At 42.5% G+C, this 16,683-nt stretch carries 14 protein-coding genes and 2 pseudogenes; 4 read left to right on the top strand and 12 right to left on the bottom strand.

Going from position 1 to position 16,683, the window contains the following annotated elements; genetic code table 11:
* Positions 1–124 precede the first annotated feature (124 nt).
* Positions 125–1,198: a M42 family metallopeptidase gene (locus LC048_RS03425; protein ID WP_226602812.1), complete on the bottom strand. Its 1,074-nt coding sequence runs from the start codon at positions 1,196–1,198 to the stop codon at positions 125–127.
* Positions 1,199–1,402: 204 nt separating this feature from the next.
* Here LC048_RS03425 and LC048_RS03420 point away from each other — a divergent pair, with 204 nt between their 5' ends.
* Positions 1,403–1,717: a PepSY domain-containing protein gene (locus LC048_RS03420; RefSeq protein ID WP_226602813.1), complete on the top strand. Its 315-nt coding sequence runs from the start codon at positions 1,403–1,405 to the stop codon at positions 1,715–1,717.
* Positions 1,718–1,745: 28 nt separating this feature from the next.
* Here LC048_RS03420 and LC048_RS03415 read toward each other — a convergent pair whose 3' ends face one another.
* Positions 1,746–2,585, bottom strand: coding sequence for a YtnP family quorum-quenching lactonase (locus LC048_RS03415; RefSeq protein ID WP_306049440.1), 840 nt, complete (start codon positions 2,583–2,585; stop codon positions 1,746–1,748).
* 296 nt (positions 2,586–2,881) lie between these two features.
* Positions 2,882–3,526, bottom strand: a pseudogene (trmB, locus tag LC048_RS03410) (tRNA (guanosine(46)-N7)-methyltransferase TrmB).
* Positions 3,527–3,673: 147 nt separating this feature from the next.
* On the opposite strand from trmB, the gene LC048_RS03405 reads away from it, so the two are divergent.
* A complete protein-coding gene (locus tag LC048_RS03405; protein WP_226602819.1) occupies positions 3,674–3,952 on the top strand; it encodes a YtzH-like family protein in 279 nt (92 codons plus the stop codon).
* A 3-nt stretch (positions 3,953–3,955) separates the two neighbouring features.
* On the opposite strand, the gene LC048_RS03400 is transcribed toward LC048_RS03405, so the two are convergent.
* From LC048_RS03400 to thpR, 5 genes are all read right to left on the bottom strand, one after another.
* On the bottom strand, positions 3,956–4,729 hold the full coding sequence (locus tag LC048_RS03400) for a phosphotransferase family protein (protein WP_226602820.1): 774 nt from the start codon (positions 4,727–4,729) through the stop codon (positions 3,956–3,958).
* 265 nt (positions 4,730–4,994) lie between these two features.
* Positions 4,995–7,145 carry a type I pullulanase gene (gene pulA, locus LC048_RS03395; RefSeq protein WP_306049437.1) on the bottom strand — a complete coding sequence of 717 codons (2,151 nt, stop codon included), beginning with the start codon at positions 7,143–7,145 and terminating at the stop codon, positions 4,995–4,997.
* Positions 7,132–8,109: a diacylglycerol/lipid kinase family protein gene (locus tag LC048_RS03390; protein WP_226602824.1), complete on the bottom strand. Its 978-nt coding sequence runs from the start codon at positions 8,107–8,109 to the stop codon at positions 7,132–7,134. The genes pulA and LC048_RS03390 overlap by 14 nt, the downstream gene beginning before the upstream one ends.
* A gap of 38 nt (positions 8,110–8,147) precedes the next feature.
* Positions 8,148–9,098, bottom strand: coding sequence for an NERD domain-containing protein (locus tag LC048_RS03385; RefSeq protein WP_226602825.1), 951 nt, complete (start codon positions 9,096–9,098; stop codon positions 8,148–8,150).
* Between the two features lie 36 nt (positions 9,099–9,134).
* A complete protein-coding gene (gene thpR, locus LC048_RS03380; RefSeq protein WP_226602827.1) occupies positions 9,135–9,710 on the bottom strand; it encodes an RNA 2',3'-cyclic phosphodiesterase in 576 nt (191 codons plus the stop codon).
* A gap of 220 nt (positions 9,711–9,930) precedes the next feature.
* Between thpR and cysK the strand changes: the two genes are divergently transcribed.
* Entirely contained in the window at positions 9,931–10,866 is a 936-nt protein-coding gene (gene cysK / locus LC048_RS03375) for a cysteine synthase A (RefSeq protein ID WP_306049435.1), read from the top strand.
* A gap of 316 nt (positions 10,867–11,182) precedes the next feature.
* Here cysK and speD read toward each other — a convergent pair whose 3' ends face one another.
* The 3 genes and pseudogenes from speD to pepV form a co-directional block, all read right to left on the bottom strand.
* Positions 11,183–12,031 (bottom strand): adenosylmethionine decarboxylase, encoded by an 849-nt coding sequence (speD, locus tag LC048_RS03370; protein WP_226602830.1) that lies wholly within the window; start codon positions 12,029–12,031, stop codon positions 11,183–11,185.
* An 844-nt stretch (positions 12,032–12,875) separates the two neighbouring features.
* Complete coding sequence (gene dat, locus LC048_RS03365; protein WP_226602833.1) at positions 12,876–13,730, bottom strand: D-amino-acid transaminase; 855 nt, start codon at positions 13,728–13,730, stop codon at positions 12,876–12,878.
* A gap of 36 nt (positions 13,731–13,766) precedes the next feature.
* A pseudogene (gene pepV / locus LC048_RS03360) lies at positions 13,767–15,183 on the bottom strand (dipeptidase PepV).
* Between the two features lie 497 nt (positions 15,184–15,680).
* Between pepV and LC048_RS03355 the strand changes: the two are divergent.
* Positions 15,681–15,902 carry a DeoR family transcriptional regulator gene (locus LC048_RS03355; protein WP_226602836.1) on the top strand — a complete coding sequence of 74 codons (222 nt, stop codon included), beginning with the start codon at positions 15,681–15,683 and terminating at the stop codon, positions 15,900–15,902.
* 63 nt (positions 15,903–15,965) lie between these two features.
* On the opposite strand, the gene LC048_RS03350 is transcribed toward LC048_RS03355, so the two are convergent.
* Complete coding sequence (locus LC048_RS03350; RefSeq protein ID WP_226602838.1) at positions 15,966–16,682, bottom strand: pseudouridine synthase; 717 nt, start codon at positions 16,680–16,682, stop codon at positions 15,966–15,968.
* Position 16,683: the final 1 nt, after the last annotated feature.

Raw genomic sequence — 16,683 nt, 5'->3', positions numbered from 1 at the left:
AAAAGCGCAAGCGCCTTGGTAAGCCGCGACAAGCGCTGGAGCTAGACACTAAACCAAGTGTTAAAGTTTATATCTACAGAGTGAAAAAGGGACAGTTTTATCTGCCCCTCACTTCTAATTTTCATTAGCTGTTTTGCTTGATTGTTTCCACAGTTGTCTTATCTGCCGCCTTTACAAGCTTCACGAGCAGTTCCTTGGCTGCCGCATAATCATCGACATGGATCATGGATGCTGCCGTATGGATGTAGCGTGAGCAGATACCAATTACAGCACTTGGAATTCCTTGATTGGAGGTGTGTACTCTTCCTGCATCCGTGCCACCCTGGGAAACGAAGTACTGGTATTGAATATCATGCGTTTCTGCCATATCAAGAATGAACTCTCTCATGCCTCGGTGCGTAACCATTGAGCGGTCAAGGATTCTCAACAGCGTCCCCTTGCCTAGCTGGCCAAATTCATTCTTATCTCCTGACATATCATTAGCCGGACTTGCATCCAATGCGAAGAAGATGTCCGGGTCAATCATGTTCGCTGCAGTCTGTGCGCCTCTTAAGCCTACTTCTTCCTGGACTGTAGCACCAGAGTACAGCATGTTTGGCAGCTGGATGTCCTTCGTTTCTTGTAAAAGCTCGATTGCCAGGCCGCAGCCATAGCGGTTATCCCAGGCTTTAGCAAGAATCTTTTTCTCATTTGCCATTGGAGTGAACGGGCAAATTGGTACGATTTGCTGTCCTGGTTTTATGCCAATCTTGATGGCATCTTCTTTATCATCTGCACCGATATCGATCAGCATATTCTTGATTTCCATCGGCTTATTACGTTTTGACTCATCGAGCAGATGCGGCGGAATCGAACCAATTACACCTGTTACCGGTCCATTATTCGTCATGATCTGGACGCGCTGTGCCAAAAGCACCTGGCTCCACCAGCCGCCAAGTGTTTGGAATCTGATCATCCCGTTTTTCGTAATGGATGTAACCATGAAGCCAACTTCATCCATATGGCCTGCAACCATGATTTTCGGTCCGTTCGGGTCACCTTTTTTAACGCCGAAAACACTGCCAAGTTTATCCTGGATCAGTTCATCAGAATACTGTTCTAATTGCTCGCGCATGAATTTCCGTACTGCGTGCTCATTGCCCGGGGCTCCAGGCAGTTCTGTCAGTGTTTTAAACAGGCTCAATGTTTGCTCGTTCATTTAACTTCTCCTTCGCACTAAAAATTTAGATTTACTAAAGATTATGTATTATAGATTCCATTTTACAGAACATTCATTATCCTTGCCAGTCTTAATCCTGACATACACGTTTTTTTGCGTGCATTATTTCTTTGCTCCACCTGTGTGATTTGTTATGATGAAGGTAACTTGAAATTCCATATTTAACCTTGGAGGTCCTTGACTATGAACTGGAAAGCCTTTTTCATTGGCGTTGGCGCCGGCTTGGCGGGTGCGTATGCTGTAAAGGAACTTGCTTCACAAAAAGAAACCGTGTCAGCTGATAGAGTGCTGAATCATGCAAAGGCAGCTTTTAAAAAATCAGGGCCAATCAGCGGCTCATGGATCAATATGACTGCCGAGCCTTATTCAATTGCCCCCCTTGATTACCAGGTATATAAAGGTGGCATCTCCCGCAATATCGATGGCAAGGTGGAACAATATGAATTTATTGCTGATGCATCGACTGGAGCTATTCTCGATGCATACCCATTAGCTTAAAGGAAATTCCAGACCTGCGGATGCAGGTCTATTTTTTTCTCGCAATCGTCTCTGTTATTTTCCCATCCTGATCGAATTTAACTGCACGATAGACACCATCATGGTAAAAAGTGAACCAGGCGTCCCTGCTGATTCCAAATTCAAGCCATTTCTGTTTGGCGAAAATTGAATCCATCGGGTAATCGTCGTAAGCCATGACCCAGAGAGGATTTTGGTGAGCATGTGTCGGCATGATATCAGCCATGTGAACCACTGTCATCTCTTCATCTTCAATAATCAGAATTGAATGTCCATCACTATAGCCACCAGTGTGGATCATTTTAATTGGTCCACATGACCATTCCTTCTCAAAAGTCTCAACCTGCTGTTCAATCCCCTGCCAGTTTTCTTTCCAGTATGTACTCTTTGACCTGATATTTGGATTGCGCATCTCATCCCACTCTACCTGGGAAGTGATAATTTTCGCGTTCGGGAAAACCGAAACAAGTTCCCCGTCTGTATCCTTCGTCAATCCGCAGGCATGATCAAAATGCATGTGTGTCATTAATACATAATCAATATCTTTAGTCGATAAACCAAGTCGATTCAGTTCTGAATCCAGACTTGATTCCTCAAGCACTCCAAAATTGCGTTTTTGCTTCTCATTCAGTTTTCCATTGCCAATGCCGCTTTCAACAAGAAAATTCTTTCCATCAGCCTGGATGAAAATTGGATCTGTTCTCAACTCAATCTGGTTTTTGTCATTAACAGAATATTTCCGGGACCATAGCGGTTTTGGCACAACCCCAAACATCGCGCCGCCATCAAGATGAGTGACTCCGCCGTTCAGCCACTCCAGCTTTACATTCCGAAGCTCAAGCTTTTCCATAATGAATCCCCCTTTTTTACTTGATTGTAACACTTGGATTCTTAATTTTTAAATAATTCAGCTTGTATTTGGTTAGGTGAGAGGGAAATATGGTGAATTTTTTAGTCCATTCAATTGGATTTCTATTTTATTGGCGGAGTTCACAATTATATTGGCGATAAATTATTTTTATTGGCGAAAATAAATTTTTATTAGCGGTTTTCACATTTTTATTGGCGAAATGGAAATTAACACGTTTTTTTTTTTCAGTTCAAAAAAACCGGTCGATACTAAAATCGCCGGTTTGTTGGTCTTCATTATTCAGAGATAAATTGAACTTCACAGCGGTAAATCCTGCTGCCGCGTGAGGAGAATTTCTCTTCGTATTCGGTCATGACATTGCCTTCGTAATCACTGTTGTGAAGGTCGAGGCTGACATAGTTAAGCTTCATGCCATAGTGCGAGAAGCTGACTAGGGAGTACTCGAATAATCCCTGGTTGTCTGTCTTGAAGTGGATTTCTCCATTTTTCACAAGAATGGATTCATATACGTCAAGGAATGTTTTGTAAGTCAACCTTCTCTTTTCATGGCGAGTTTTTGGTCAAGGATCAGAGAAGTTTAAGTAAACTCGGCTGACATCTCCGCTCTCAAAGTACTTGGCAAGCTCAGCACCATTAACATTCATCAGTTTGCAGTTTGGCAAATCTTCTTCAATCAGCTTGTCCAGCGCGCTGACGATGACGCTTTCCTGCAATTCAATGCCGATATAGTTAATGTCCGGATTCGCTTTAGCCATTCCAGTGATGAACTGGCCTTTTCCTGTTCCAATCTCAATGTGGAGGGGCTGATCCTTTTCAAAAACTTGACCCCATTTTCCACGGTGCTGTTCCGGTCCATGAATTACAAAATTTGAATACTGAAGTAATTTATCTTTAGCCCAAGGCTTGTTTCTTAGTCTCATATTGACACCTCTGTACTATTTTCATTCGTTTCAAACAATATCATGCAACCCATATGTTTTCAAGATGAAATTTATCCTGGCTGCATAAACACAAAAAGGAATCCACAATCTATATGTGAATTCCTTTAAAACGAAAGGGTGATCATTGTGCCTTTAAGCCACCAAGATCAGGTAAATTTATTAAAGGATATATTAAGCAACCAGCAGACTGACTGCTGTGGTTCAGTTGCGGAGTATCAACAATTGGAACGCCTGATTAAATCGCTGATGGTCAACACAAATGTTGACGGCAACATTAAATCGATTCTTCAGGATGTTTATCAGTATAGCCAACATGGCGTCAACGCCTCTGACATGGAGCAGCATATCCAGACAAATCAGGGTCAGCTGTCACAATGGGTTAATGATATCGGAAGTTTTTCGTAAAAGTTAAATAAGTGCTTTTAAAAAATCAATCCACTTGTCCATTTCAGGAATGCGATTCTGGTTTTTATGCCACTGGATTGCTGAAAGTGATTGTGCAAGTGCATACCATTTCATACGCTGCTTAAGGTTCTCTGTCAGGATGATGCCGTATTTATCCAGCCATTCCTCCCATTCCTCTACCGGTATATAGGAATACAGGAGAAGTCCAAGGTCAATGGCAGGGTCAGCAATCATCGCCCCATCCCAGTCAATTAAATACAACTGGTTGTCTTCGGTAAGCAGCCAGTTGTTATGGTTTACATCACAATGGCAAACGACCTTTTCGTCCACATCAATATGGCTAACGTTTGCAGTCAAATACGTCCACGATTCTATAACAGCCTGCTTCCCGCGAAGTTCATCATCCAATTCCTCATTCAGGGCATGAAGGACCATTTCGGGTTTCAACGGGCTTTTTCCCAGCCTCGTAAGCATTCCTAGAAGCGGTTCTGAAGCATGGATTTTCTTCAGCAGCTTGGCCACACGGTCATTGTTCATATCCCCGGGCTTCAGCTCTCCACCATTCATCCATTGCTGTGCCGTAATGACATCTCCGTTTTCTAACCTTTTTGTCCAAACAAGCTTGGGTACAATTCCTTCTGCGGAGAGAACAGCAAGAAAAGGGGATGAATTGCGTTTTAGGAAAAGCCTTTGTTCTTCATGCTGCGCAAAATAAGCGGCACCGGTTGCACCACCTGCAGGAACGATCTCCCAATCCTGTCCAAATAAATGTTCCAAAGTTAGTCACCTTCATTTATCACTATTTCCCTTATGCTAAAACCGGAAATGGATTCTTTAAAATCAAAATTCACTGTTGTTATACTTATTATCGGAAATAAAAAGACAGCTATTGATAGGAACAATAGCTATCCTATAAATTTTATCCCCTAGAGGTTGAGTACGTCAACCCCATGGAACCTAAATTAAAATTTGTGAAAAAACGATTAAAAAGAAAACAGACAACATCGGTAAGCACTTGACAGTGAACTATTAGTCAGTCACTCTATTTTGCCAGCACAAACAGCGAGCATGGCTCCAGCAGCAGCTGATCTCCTTCTATATGGCGAAATGGCTGTGCTGAAGCTTTTTCATGGTCGGCGAGGACATTCCATCTCGCCTCTTCAGTGAGTTGTACAAGTTGCTGATCCATTAATGGGTTTAGAAACACGAGAATTTTTTTCCAATTTTCACTTGGTTTTATTTCTATCAGCGAAAAGCCGATCAACGGTGCTGGCAAGGAGAAAAATTCCATTTGCTTGCGGATTTGTTCACTGTCAGGAAGCCGGAAAGCTTCGTTTGATTTACGGATATCGATGATCCCTTTGATGTATTCGACATTACCCATATTTGCATCACGCAGGTCCCAATCCATCCAGTTTATTTCATCTGGAGACCGGTAGCTGTTTCCAATTCCGTTCTTCGACCTGAAAAATTCCTGGCCGCTGTGCAGAAATGGGATTCCCTGGGCCAGTAATACCATCGATGTCGCGAGCCTGTGCTGCTTTTTTAATATAGTTTCATCCTGGGCTGGGTCACTTATTTTCAGCTTATCCCACAATGTATGGTTATCATGTGATTCAATGTAATTCACGGTTTGTCCCGGCTGCAAAAACAGGCCATGTTTTCGCTTGCCGATTCCAATGCTGCCAGCCATCACCTGTTTTGCCGCTTCCAGGTAACGATCGTTCCCTAATGCGTAGCCTTTATCATAAATGTTAAAAGTACTGCCTTTAATACAATCGCGGAACCAATCATTAAACTGCCCTATTCCTGGCAATTTTGCCTGGTTCGAAATATTGGCTTTCCGATCAGGCGGGAGAGGTGTATTCAAATCCCAGCCTTCCCCAATGATCAAAATGTCGGAACTCACGCTATTGACCGAATTCCTGACAGCAGTCATTGTCTCGATATCCAAAATGCCCATCAAATCAAAACGGAAGCCATCAACATGAAATTCATTCAGCCAAAACATAACAGAGTCAACGATGTATTTTCTCGCCATCAGCCTTTCGGATGCGATATCGTTCCCCACTCCGGTTCCATTTGAGGGAAGGTCATATGCATCGTGACGAAAAAAGTAACCTGGAACAATTTTTTCAAAAGGGGATTCCTCACGGATGTAGACGTGATTATAGACAACATCCATAATCACTCCCATTCCCTGGCTATGGATAGAAGAAATCAATTGCTTCAGCTCGATAATCCGATTATACGGATCAAAAGGGTCAGAAGCATAGCTGCCATCCGGCACATTATAGTGAACCGGATTATATCCCCAGTTATATTCCCTGTCCGGATCCAGTTCATCTACTCCCTCGAAATCATGGAATGGAAGCAGTTCAATATGTGTGACACCGAGATTTTTAATATAGGAAAGCCCGGTCTCAATTCCTGTTTCGCTTTTTGTTCCCGTTTCCGCTGCTCCAAGGTATGTTCCCTTATTTACAGCTCCACTGTTCGGGTGCATCGTCAGGTCCCTGATATGAGCTTCATAGATGATTGCATCAACTGGCTGTTTTATTTTCGGGACATCAATATGTGCTCCCTTTGCTTTTTCCGGATCTATCACGACGCCATACCCACCATTGACTGTTAAAGCAGTGGCATAAGGATCCACAGCTTCTCTCCACTCAAGATTGATACATGCCAGGAATGAATAGCGGTAAAGCTCCAAATCCCCGGCTACCTCTATGCTCCATACGCCTTTATCAATCCTAGTCATATCGATAAGCTTGGGGTTTGGGTCACCTTCCTTAAAAAACTTGAGCTTCATTTTTGCAGCGGTAGGAGCCCATAATTTGAAAAGAGCTTTATCACGTGAGTAGCTGACACCAAGATCATCGCCGCCGTAAAAAAATAGTGAATCAAATTCTTCTGTTCGGATGACTGCTCCGATTTGCAGATCCGTTTGACCGCCATTCTCATCCAAAACTTCGTAGGTTTTGCCTATCTCAGGCCTGATACTTGATAAGCAAATGTATTTTACTGCATCCTCCAGCAATACTTTCTCTTGGATTGCCAATGGCAAATCAACGCCTTCTCCTTTTAGCCGGAACTCATTGGAGGTTCCTTTAAAATAAGAATAAGGAAGCAATACAGTAATAACATCCATTTGATCAAGATAGGCGTTAAAATCCCTTTCAATGGCAATCATTTATTTTCAACTCCTCGGTATGCCCCTTATTGTTTTTACCAGATAGAATTTTCAAGGCCTTTGGACATGCCTGGATTTTCAGCGGTGTATATCCGATCGCTTCACCATCTGCATGAGCTAGAACTTCATCAGGTGATTCAATCGTGATCGATTTTCCTGTAAACTGCTCTACTTCCCGGAACATTGTATGCTTTCCCCAGAATACACTGACGAAAACCAATAGCAGCTTCAATCTCGAAATCTGGTGCACGACAGTGATGTCAAGAATTCCGTCATCCGGGAGAGCCACAGGCGCAATCTTCATACCCCCTCCGTAGTATGGCTGGTTTGAAACGGTGACAAACCAGGCGTTGCTGTATTTGTACACTTTGCCATCAGTCGTCACTTCTATTGGAATGGTCCTGAAGGTGAGCAGTTTTTTGACAAGGATATACACATAGACCAGCCTGCCCAGTGAAAAACGGTTCAGAAGCTGCTTCATACTTGACTCGTTTGAATCCTTCGCAACTGCCGCATCAAAGCCTACTCCCATATTATTCATAAAATAGGTTTTCTGTAATTCATTGTGCTGAATTTTTCCAATATCGATTTCAGTTTTGCCGCCATAATTTTCAAGCACTAAACTTAAAGCATGAACTGCCTTTTTCGGTATTTCAAAGCCTCTTGAGAAATCGTTTCCTGAACCGCCAGGAATGAAACCGACCGTTATGTTTGAATATGATGCAACGCCGTTTACCACTTCATGCAGTGTACCGTCCCCTCCGACAGCTGCAATCACCTCTGGGGTTCCGTCAGCCTTTCGGGCAATAGACTCTGCAAGCTCCTGCGCATGCCCCGAATACTCAGTGAAAAATGCAAGGTATGGAATGTCCAGATTCTCCAGCTCTTTCTCTATGTTTCTCCAAATCTCCCGACAGCTCCCATTTTTCGCATTGGGGTTGACGATAAAATAAATCTTTTCCATATGATCAACCTTTATCTATTTATTAGGTTTATAATTTACTATTCGCTCTTTGAATTGTTTTCCCATTCAAGCCTTCTGACGGATGTTGTCTGGCAGTATTGCAGAAGGACCTGTGCTGCTTTTAATTGCATATGCTTCAATGGAGATTTCATGCCTCTCAGGGACATGAACCATTCCTCAAAATTGCGTTTTTCAATGAATTGGACCCCATATGGTTGAAGTGGATAGTCAAAGAATCCATTCCTGCTGATTAGCAGCTTTTGCACAGGAAGCTCGACATCGTACATCTCAAAAAGAGTCTTGACGATTTTCTCAGTCCGATTGAGCGCAATCAATGGATTTAGAATTTTCTTTTCCTTATTTCTCGTTTTCTTGACCCAGAAGCGATCCTTTGACCCGATATAAGCAGCATTCTCTTCGGCTTCGATGAACGAAATGCACATGGCTGCAGCAGGAGTGATGATGATTAACTCGGCCTCGACCGGCGCTTTTTTCAATAAAAATATAGGTTTATATAAAATGAGGAAGGTATCAGGAAATCGCTGCAGCAAAAATTTCAATGTCTGATCACTGTTGAATTCTTTTGCGATAAAGGATCTTTCCGTCAAAGTCGAGCTCGCCCATTTCAACTGGAATGGCAGCAATCCATCGAGGAAATGATGTTTCAATTCTTCGATCGTTTTTATGTTAGAGAGTGAACTCAAAGAACCAGTGTCCATCAAATTCTCTTGATCTTCCAGGTTCTCATGAGCACTCTCCACATGTACAGGATCCGGCTGGCGCACGATGCTTTTGAGCTTATGAAGGATATTATTAGGCTGCTGTTCTTCTTTTATCTCAGTAAGTATAGTTGCTTCAGGACCGTTTTCCCACTTTTGCTTAATCCCTTCCCACTGTTTTTTCTTCAGACGGACATATCTCGAGGGGTAAAGGTAAATGTCCTGGGCATAGCGTGATACATAGTCTTGAAGCTTGATTAATTGTGCCATTGATTGACCTGCCTTCATTCCTGCTTCCCATACAAATCAAGAACGGGAAGCAAGCGGGAATAGTATTATTGGTTCATATTTTGGACTTTTCCCCAAATGAGTCTTGTACAAAACGACTCTTTCGGCATGAAAAGTAAATTCTTTTTTAATTGGGTTTAATACTTCAAGCTGGTCAGTGGTGAAAGCTTCCTCTCCGGCCCATTTCCTGGAAAGAGTGATATGCGGGCTGAACGGGCGTGTCTCAAGGGTAAAGCCAGCGGACGTGCAAGATGAAAATACCGCTTCTCTTACTTCATTCAACTCCGTGGATTTTTCTAGCCCTGCCCAAAAAATTCTTGGAGCGTCCTTTCTGCCAAAAATGCCTAGATGATTGATCTCCAGTTTAAATGTTGTTGTTTTATTTATTGCTGCTTCTATCCGTTCATTGGCAGCCTTTATTTTCTCTTCAGGAGCGTTCCCAAGGAAAGCGAGCGTAATATGTAAATCCTGTGGATGTACCCAGGTTTTAAAAGGCAATTCCCCTTGCAGGCTGTGGATTGTGCCCTTCATGATTTCTTTTATCTCCCCAGGAAGTTCGAGAGCATAGAAATAATGTGTTTGCTGACCTGTCAATCAAATGCACCCCTTCTTGTCCACTTGAATTTATTGTAGCAAATGGTAAGGAACATTGGGATAATTTCCTTATGAACATTTCTAATCCCTACAAGTTGATAGGAATAGTCATTTTTTATATGATAAGAAGAAGCTATCATTATTTTTCAATTGCTCATCATCAATTATTCACGCAAATGGAAATACTAAGCATGTCGATATCGATCAAGGAGGCTATCATATGAGAGTCGTTAACAATATTGCTTCATTAATTGGGGAAACGCCGCTTGTAAAATTGAACAAGTTGGCACCTGAGGGCGGAGCGTCGGTTTACCTAAAACTTGAAAACTTCAATCCCAGCAAAAGCGTAAAAGACAGGGCAGCATTCAATATGATTGTTTCGGCCGAAGATGAAGGAAAGCTCAAACCTGGCTCTACGATCATTGAGCCAACAAGCGGCAACACCGGTATTGGGCTCGCTATGAACGCCGCGGCAAGAGGCTATAAAGCGATTCTTGTCATGCCTGACACGATGACAGAAGAGAGAATCAATTTGTTAAAAGCATATGGAGCAGAAGTCGTACTTACACCAGGTGACGAAAAAATGCCCGGCGCAATCAAAAAAGCGGAAGAGTTAGTAAAAGAAATTCCAGACAGCTTCATGCCAATGCAGTTTGAAAATGGTGCGAATCCAGACGCCCACCGTAAAACAACAGCAAAAGAAATCATCAATGCGATGGAGGAGCTGAAAAAGCCGCTCAGCGCGTTCGTAGCTACAGCTGGGACTGGAGGGACTATTACCGGTACAGGCGAAGCTCTGAAGGAAGAGTTCCCTGATCTGGCAGTACACGTTGTAGAACCTGCTGGGTCGCCAGTGCTATCCGGCGGCGAGCCTGGAAAGCACAAACTGGTCGGCACAAGTCCAGGCTTCATCCCTGAAATCCTCAATCAGGATGTGTATGAAAAAATCCATAAAATCGAGGATGAAGATGCTTATGAAACGGCAAGAAGACTGGCTAGGGAAGAAGGCATCCTTGTCAGCCCATCATCAGGAGCCGCCTGCTTCGCCGCCATCAATGTCGCCAAGGATCTAAAGCCAGATGAAGTCGTCATCTGCATTGCCTGCGATACAGGCGAAAGATATCTATCCAGTGATTTGTTCAGGTTTGAAGATTAGTCATGAAGAGAACTCGCCATATGTTTGGCGGGTTTTTTTATAGGAGAATACACCCTTCTCAGCGTTTTAGTACCCTTAAGTATCGGATTTCTCTTGCATAAGGGGATCTTTCGAGGTTTATAGTACCCTTATGTATAGGAGTTCTCTTGCATAAGGGGATCTTTCGGGATTTATAGTACCATTATGTATAGGAGTTCTCTTGCATAAGGGGATCTTTCGGGAGCTTCCATGTTATCTTTGATAACAAGAAAAACTGCAGACAAATGGTAGTTCGTCTGCAGTCTTAAACATGTGCCAGCCACACGCCTTATTTGTGTTATTCTTCGATTTCTTCCTCTTCATCTTCAAAAATCGTTCCCGAATGGAGCGTCACTCCCGATACGATCTCTTCCATCTCGGCCTGGATCCTTTCAGTAATTTCTTCGCGTTCTTCAGGAGATAGTGATTCCTTTGTATAACCGAAGAGATAATTATCCAAATCAAATTCTCTAAGCTTGCACTTGGTGTGGAAAATATTTTCCTGATAAACATTGACGTCGACCATATCGAATTGATTTTTAATATTTTCGGGGATATAGTTTTGGATTGAACTAATATCATGGTCGATGAACAGTTTGTTGCCATCTTTATCTCGAGTAAATCCCCTTACCCGATAGTCCATTGTCATGACATCGGTTTCGAAGGAATGAATCAAATAATGCAACGCCTTCAGCGGCGAAATTTCCCCGCATGTCGATACATCGATATCTGCCCTGAACGTACTGATTCCCTCGTCCGGATGGAATTCCGGATACGTATGGACAGTTATATGGCTTTTATCGAGCTGTAGGACGACATTGTCCGGCAGCGGGCCTGGGGACTCATCATACGCTTCATCAGGAACCTCGACGACCGGTCCTTCAGAAACGAGGATGGTGACACTTGCTCCCTGCGGCACATAATCCTGCTTGGCCACGTTCAGGACATGGGCACCAATGATATCTGAAACGTGAGTGAGTATCTTTGTCAGCCGGTCAGCATTATACTGTTCATCAATATAATCGAGATAAGCTTCACGCTCTTCTTTTGTCTTTGTATAACAGATGTCATACATATTAAAACTTAATGATTTCGTAAGATTATTGAATCCATGCAATTCAATATGCTGTTCAGAAGTGATTTTCATTTCTGTTCCCCCTGTTCGGTATTCTGCTGTAGTTTGTCTAAGTATGAACAAAAGCAGGTATCCTGATGATTTAAATATTTTTATGATACCCATTCCTGCCAGGAAAAAACAAAGCAAGCGGAAAACCTTTCTTAGGGAGCGAACCCCATAATTTAAAAATGGATGTAAAAATGTAATATTTTTTTGCTTGCTGCTTGATGACCGAAAAAGCCTAGTAATAGAAAAAAGGTCACCAATGAAGCTGATTGATGTCCTAAAATTCCAAATAACGGAAAAACAAGTCGCCAATGAAGCCGATTTGCTCCCTGAAAATCCAGATTACGGAAAAAAAGGTCACCACTGAAGCTGATTGGTCACCTGAATATCCAGATAACGGAAAAATAGGTCATCAATGAAGCCGATTGTTGACCTGAAAATCAAGATAACGGAAAAACAGGTCGCCAATGAAGCCGATTGGTGACCTGAAAATCCAGATAACGGAAAAAAGATCACCAATGAAGCTGATTGGTCACCTGAATATCCAGATAACGGAAAAATAGGTCATCAATGAAGCCGATTGTTGACCTGAAAATCCAGATAACGGAAAAACAGGTCATCAATAAAGCTGATTAGCCACCTGAATATCCAGATAACGGAAAAACAAGTCGCCAATGAAGCCGATTGATGACCTGAAAATCCAGATAACGGAAAAATAGGTCACCAATGAAGCTGATTGGTGACCGTAAGAGCATTTCATGGAAAAACTGCTCTCGTAAAAATTGTCCCCCGCTGGAAACATCCGCATTGAACAAAACAATGAATTTAAAAAATAATAACCTGCAGCTTTATAGCTGCAGGTTAACGATTATAGTTTGCCGCACTGGCTTTCAATTTCTGCTTTAAAAAGGTTTTGCAGGTTTCTGGTGACTGGACCTGGCTGGCCATTTCCCACAGTTTTACCATCAATCTCAACAATCGGCATCACTTCAACAGTTGTGCCAGATGAGAAGACTTCATCTGCTGAGGATAATTCATCCAGTGTATATGCTCGTTCTTCAAAAGGAATTCCCTCATTGCTGCAAATCTCAAGCACCTTTTGTCTTGTGATTCCATTGAGTATCAAATTGTTGGCCTGATGAGTGATAATCACACCGTCTTTTACAATCGAAATATTGGAATGGCTGCCTTCGGTAACGGTTTCTCCCCGATGGAGGATCGCCTCGAAACAGCCGGCTTCCGCCGCTTTTTGTTTAGAAAGCAAATTCCCAAGCAGATTCAAGCTTTTGATGTCACAGCGCAGCCAGCGGATATCTTCATCAATGATTGAGCTGACCCCTTTTCCCATCGGTTCGACAGGCCGTGCCACCTTGCGCGTGTATGCGACAAAGGTTGGCGCCACATTCTCTCCGGGAAAAACATGGTTGCGCGGTGAAGTTCCTCTCGTAAATTGCATATAAACAATACCAGTGTCTAATTCGTTTTTTGAAATCAACTCTTCCATTTTTGTTTCAAGCTCTTCAGAACTATATGGCAGCTTCATCCTGATTTTTTCAGCACTTTCTACAAGTCTGTTTAAATGCTCTTTTCCAGTGAACATCTTACCGTTATATACCCGGATGACTTCATAAACACCATCGCCAAATTGATAGCCTCTGTCCTCAATGTCTACCTTGGCGATATTCCGGTCAAGAACCTCGCCGTCTACAATTACATATTCCAACCTTTTTCCCCTCCTTGAATTCCGGTAATCTCTTTTTTATTTTGCCAATTCATAGATCGCTTGAGCGTATATTGCAGTTGCTCTAAGAAGATCTTCAATAATCATATATTCATCCTTCTGGTGGGCGATATCAGGTCTTCCTGGGAAAAGTGGACCAAATGCCACACCTGACTTCAATGACCTTGCATATGTTCCGCCGCCAATAGAAATAAGTTCCGCTTTTTTACCGACCTGTTCTTCATACACTTTTTTCAGAGTCTGGATGAGAAAGTCATTTTCGTCGACATGATGCGGGTTGGAGTTTGAGAAGTTCTCAATGGTTAATCCTTCAGCCTCTAACACCTGATTAAGAACTCCCTTTGTCTTCTCGAGATCAGTTGTTACTGGATAGCGCATATTCAAGCCGGCGCGGCCGCCGTTTTCTCGTGTATAAGATAGCTTACCAACATTGATCGTCAAATCTCCGGTGATGTCATCTGTATAGGCGACGCCCAATTCCTTGCCGCGTGAATCTTTGCCAAGGTACTTGGCAACGAACTGAAAGTATTTTTCACTGCTTCCATCAAGGTTCAATTCTGACAGGAAGCCGGCCATATATAGGCCTGCGTTTTTCCCGTTGTCTGGTTCCATACCGTGAGCTGAAACACCTTCGAGCTCAAGGATCAGTTTGCCGCTTTCAACGGTTGCCTTGCCATCCAATGCATTGTTCTTTTTGTACTCATCAAATCGCTGAACAACATCCGTTTGTCCTTGTTGTACAACCAGCACGGCCTTCGCAAAATCCGGTACCATATTATAGCGGCGGCCTGATGAAAATTCAATTACTTCAGCATCAAAGTTATCTTTTTCGATGCCGGCACCTTTTGATACCAAATCATAATCTGCAATTCCTTTTTCAGCGTAGATAATAGGAAAGTCAGCATCCGGCGCAAAGCCCATCGCTGGCATTTCTTCATGTTCAAAATAATGGTCAACACAGCGCCAGTCACTTTCCTCATCCGTACCGATGATCATCCTGACCCGCTTGTTCAGAGGCAAGCCTGATTCTTTAACGATTTTCATTGCATAATAAGCAGCCATTGTTGGCCCTTTGTCATCGATAGCGCCACGGGCAAAGATTTTACCATCACGGATTTCCGCACCGTATGGGTCACTTGACCAGCCATCCCCTTCAGGGACAACATCGACATGGCAAAGGACACCAACAATTTCATCTCCTTGTCCAAACTCCAGATGGCCAGGCAAGATTGCCAACATTCTTTGGAGTGAAGCCATCCTTTTCACCTAACTGAAGCAAAAAGTCCAACGCTTCCTTAACCCCCTCACCAAGCGGGACCTCCGGAGACGTATTTTCCTCGTCAAGAACACTTTTGATTCTCAGGAGTTCCTGAGCGTCTTTAATTAAATCATTCTGTCTTTTTTCTACTTCCTGTGCCCAATTGATTGAAGTCATCCATCCAAACCTCCAATTTACTATTATATGTATAAAGATGGTATTCCCTTTCCAAGAATACTTAAGCGCGAAGATGTACTTATTGTACTCTAAATCCCCACTTGAAAACTTGAATATTATTTTACTCCTTATAACCTCACTTCGTAAACTCTGGGTAAAAGTAAAGTTATCCTTTGTTATATTTTTGTAATTTTCTAATAACTGTCATATTTAACCTGTTTAACACCATATTATTAAGTATATAAACCATTATGAAGGGGGTACGTTCTCGGAAAAATATTAATTTTTCGTAAAAAACAGTAAATATTCTGGAATTATATTTTATTAAAGTGTAAAATAGTCCAAAAGGTAAGACATCTTAGGACTGCCTTTTAAAATGGACGCAAAAGGAGCTGTCTGGAAAGAAGAAAACTACATACTTGAGGATTCGTCTTCAACTCAAAAGTCGGTTGCAGGAAAATGACAAAGGGGTTTAAAAAAGGATAGGGAGTGGTTGTTTGAAACCTTCGACTAACCGGATGATAAACCGCATCAAATCCATCTACATGTATATATGTCAGAATGGTACTGTCACAACTCAAGATCTTGTAGAGGAATTCGGAATTACTCCTCGAACCATCCAGAGGGATTTGAATGTCCTGGCTTATAACGACTTAGTGAAAAGTCCGAGCCGAGGTAAATGGACAACGACCCAGAAAAAGGTAAAGATGACTTCTTAGAGAAAAATTATTAAACTTCATAATAAAAGAAATCGCCAGTGGCTTTCACTCGCGATTTCTTTTTTATACTTCATAGGTTTGCAGCATTTCTACTTCTTCGTCAGTAAGCTCCCTGTATTCCCCAAGCTCCAGCGTGTCATCGAGCTTCAGAGGCCCCATCGAGAACCGTTTCAGGTATATGACCCTTTTTCCAACTGCCTCAAACATCCTTTTCACCTGATGGAATTTCCCTTCGGTGATCGTCAGTTCTATATCAGACGTCAATCCTGATTTTAAAATAACGAGCTCCCCTGGTTTTGTTTCATAACCATCATCCAGGGTGACACCTTTTTTGAAGGCATCGATATCCTCTTCTGTCACTTCACCCTCAATAACCGCGAAATACGTTTTTGGTACATGCTTTTTTGGCGATAAAAGCTTGTGGGAAAGCTGTCCGTCATTTGTGATCAGCAGCAAGCCTTCTGTATCCTTATCAAGCCTGCCTACCGGGAATGGCTCAAATACCTGGTCTTCGATCTCAAGCAAATCAATTACTGTCTCATCACGGTTGTCCTCCGTCGCTGAGATGACACCAGGAGGCTTGTTCATCATTAAATAAATAAATTCCCGATAATGAATCTCTTCCCCGTTCAGTGTTATTGAATCGTTTTCTGGATTCACATGCTGTTTTGCATCCTTAACGATTTCATTATTCACTTTGACAGAACCATCTTTTAAAAGTTTCTTCACATCTTTCCTGCTTCCATATCCAAGGTTGGAAAGCACTTTATCGATTCTCATT

Origin of the sequence: Mesobacillus subterraneus, assembly GCF_020524355.2 — a bacterium.
GTDB lineage: Bacteria > Bacillota > Bacilli > Bacillales > Cytobacillaceae > Mesobacillus > Mesobacillus subterraneus_C.
This window is presented reverse-complemented; position numbering and strand designations above follow the sequence as displayed.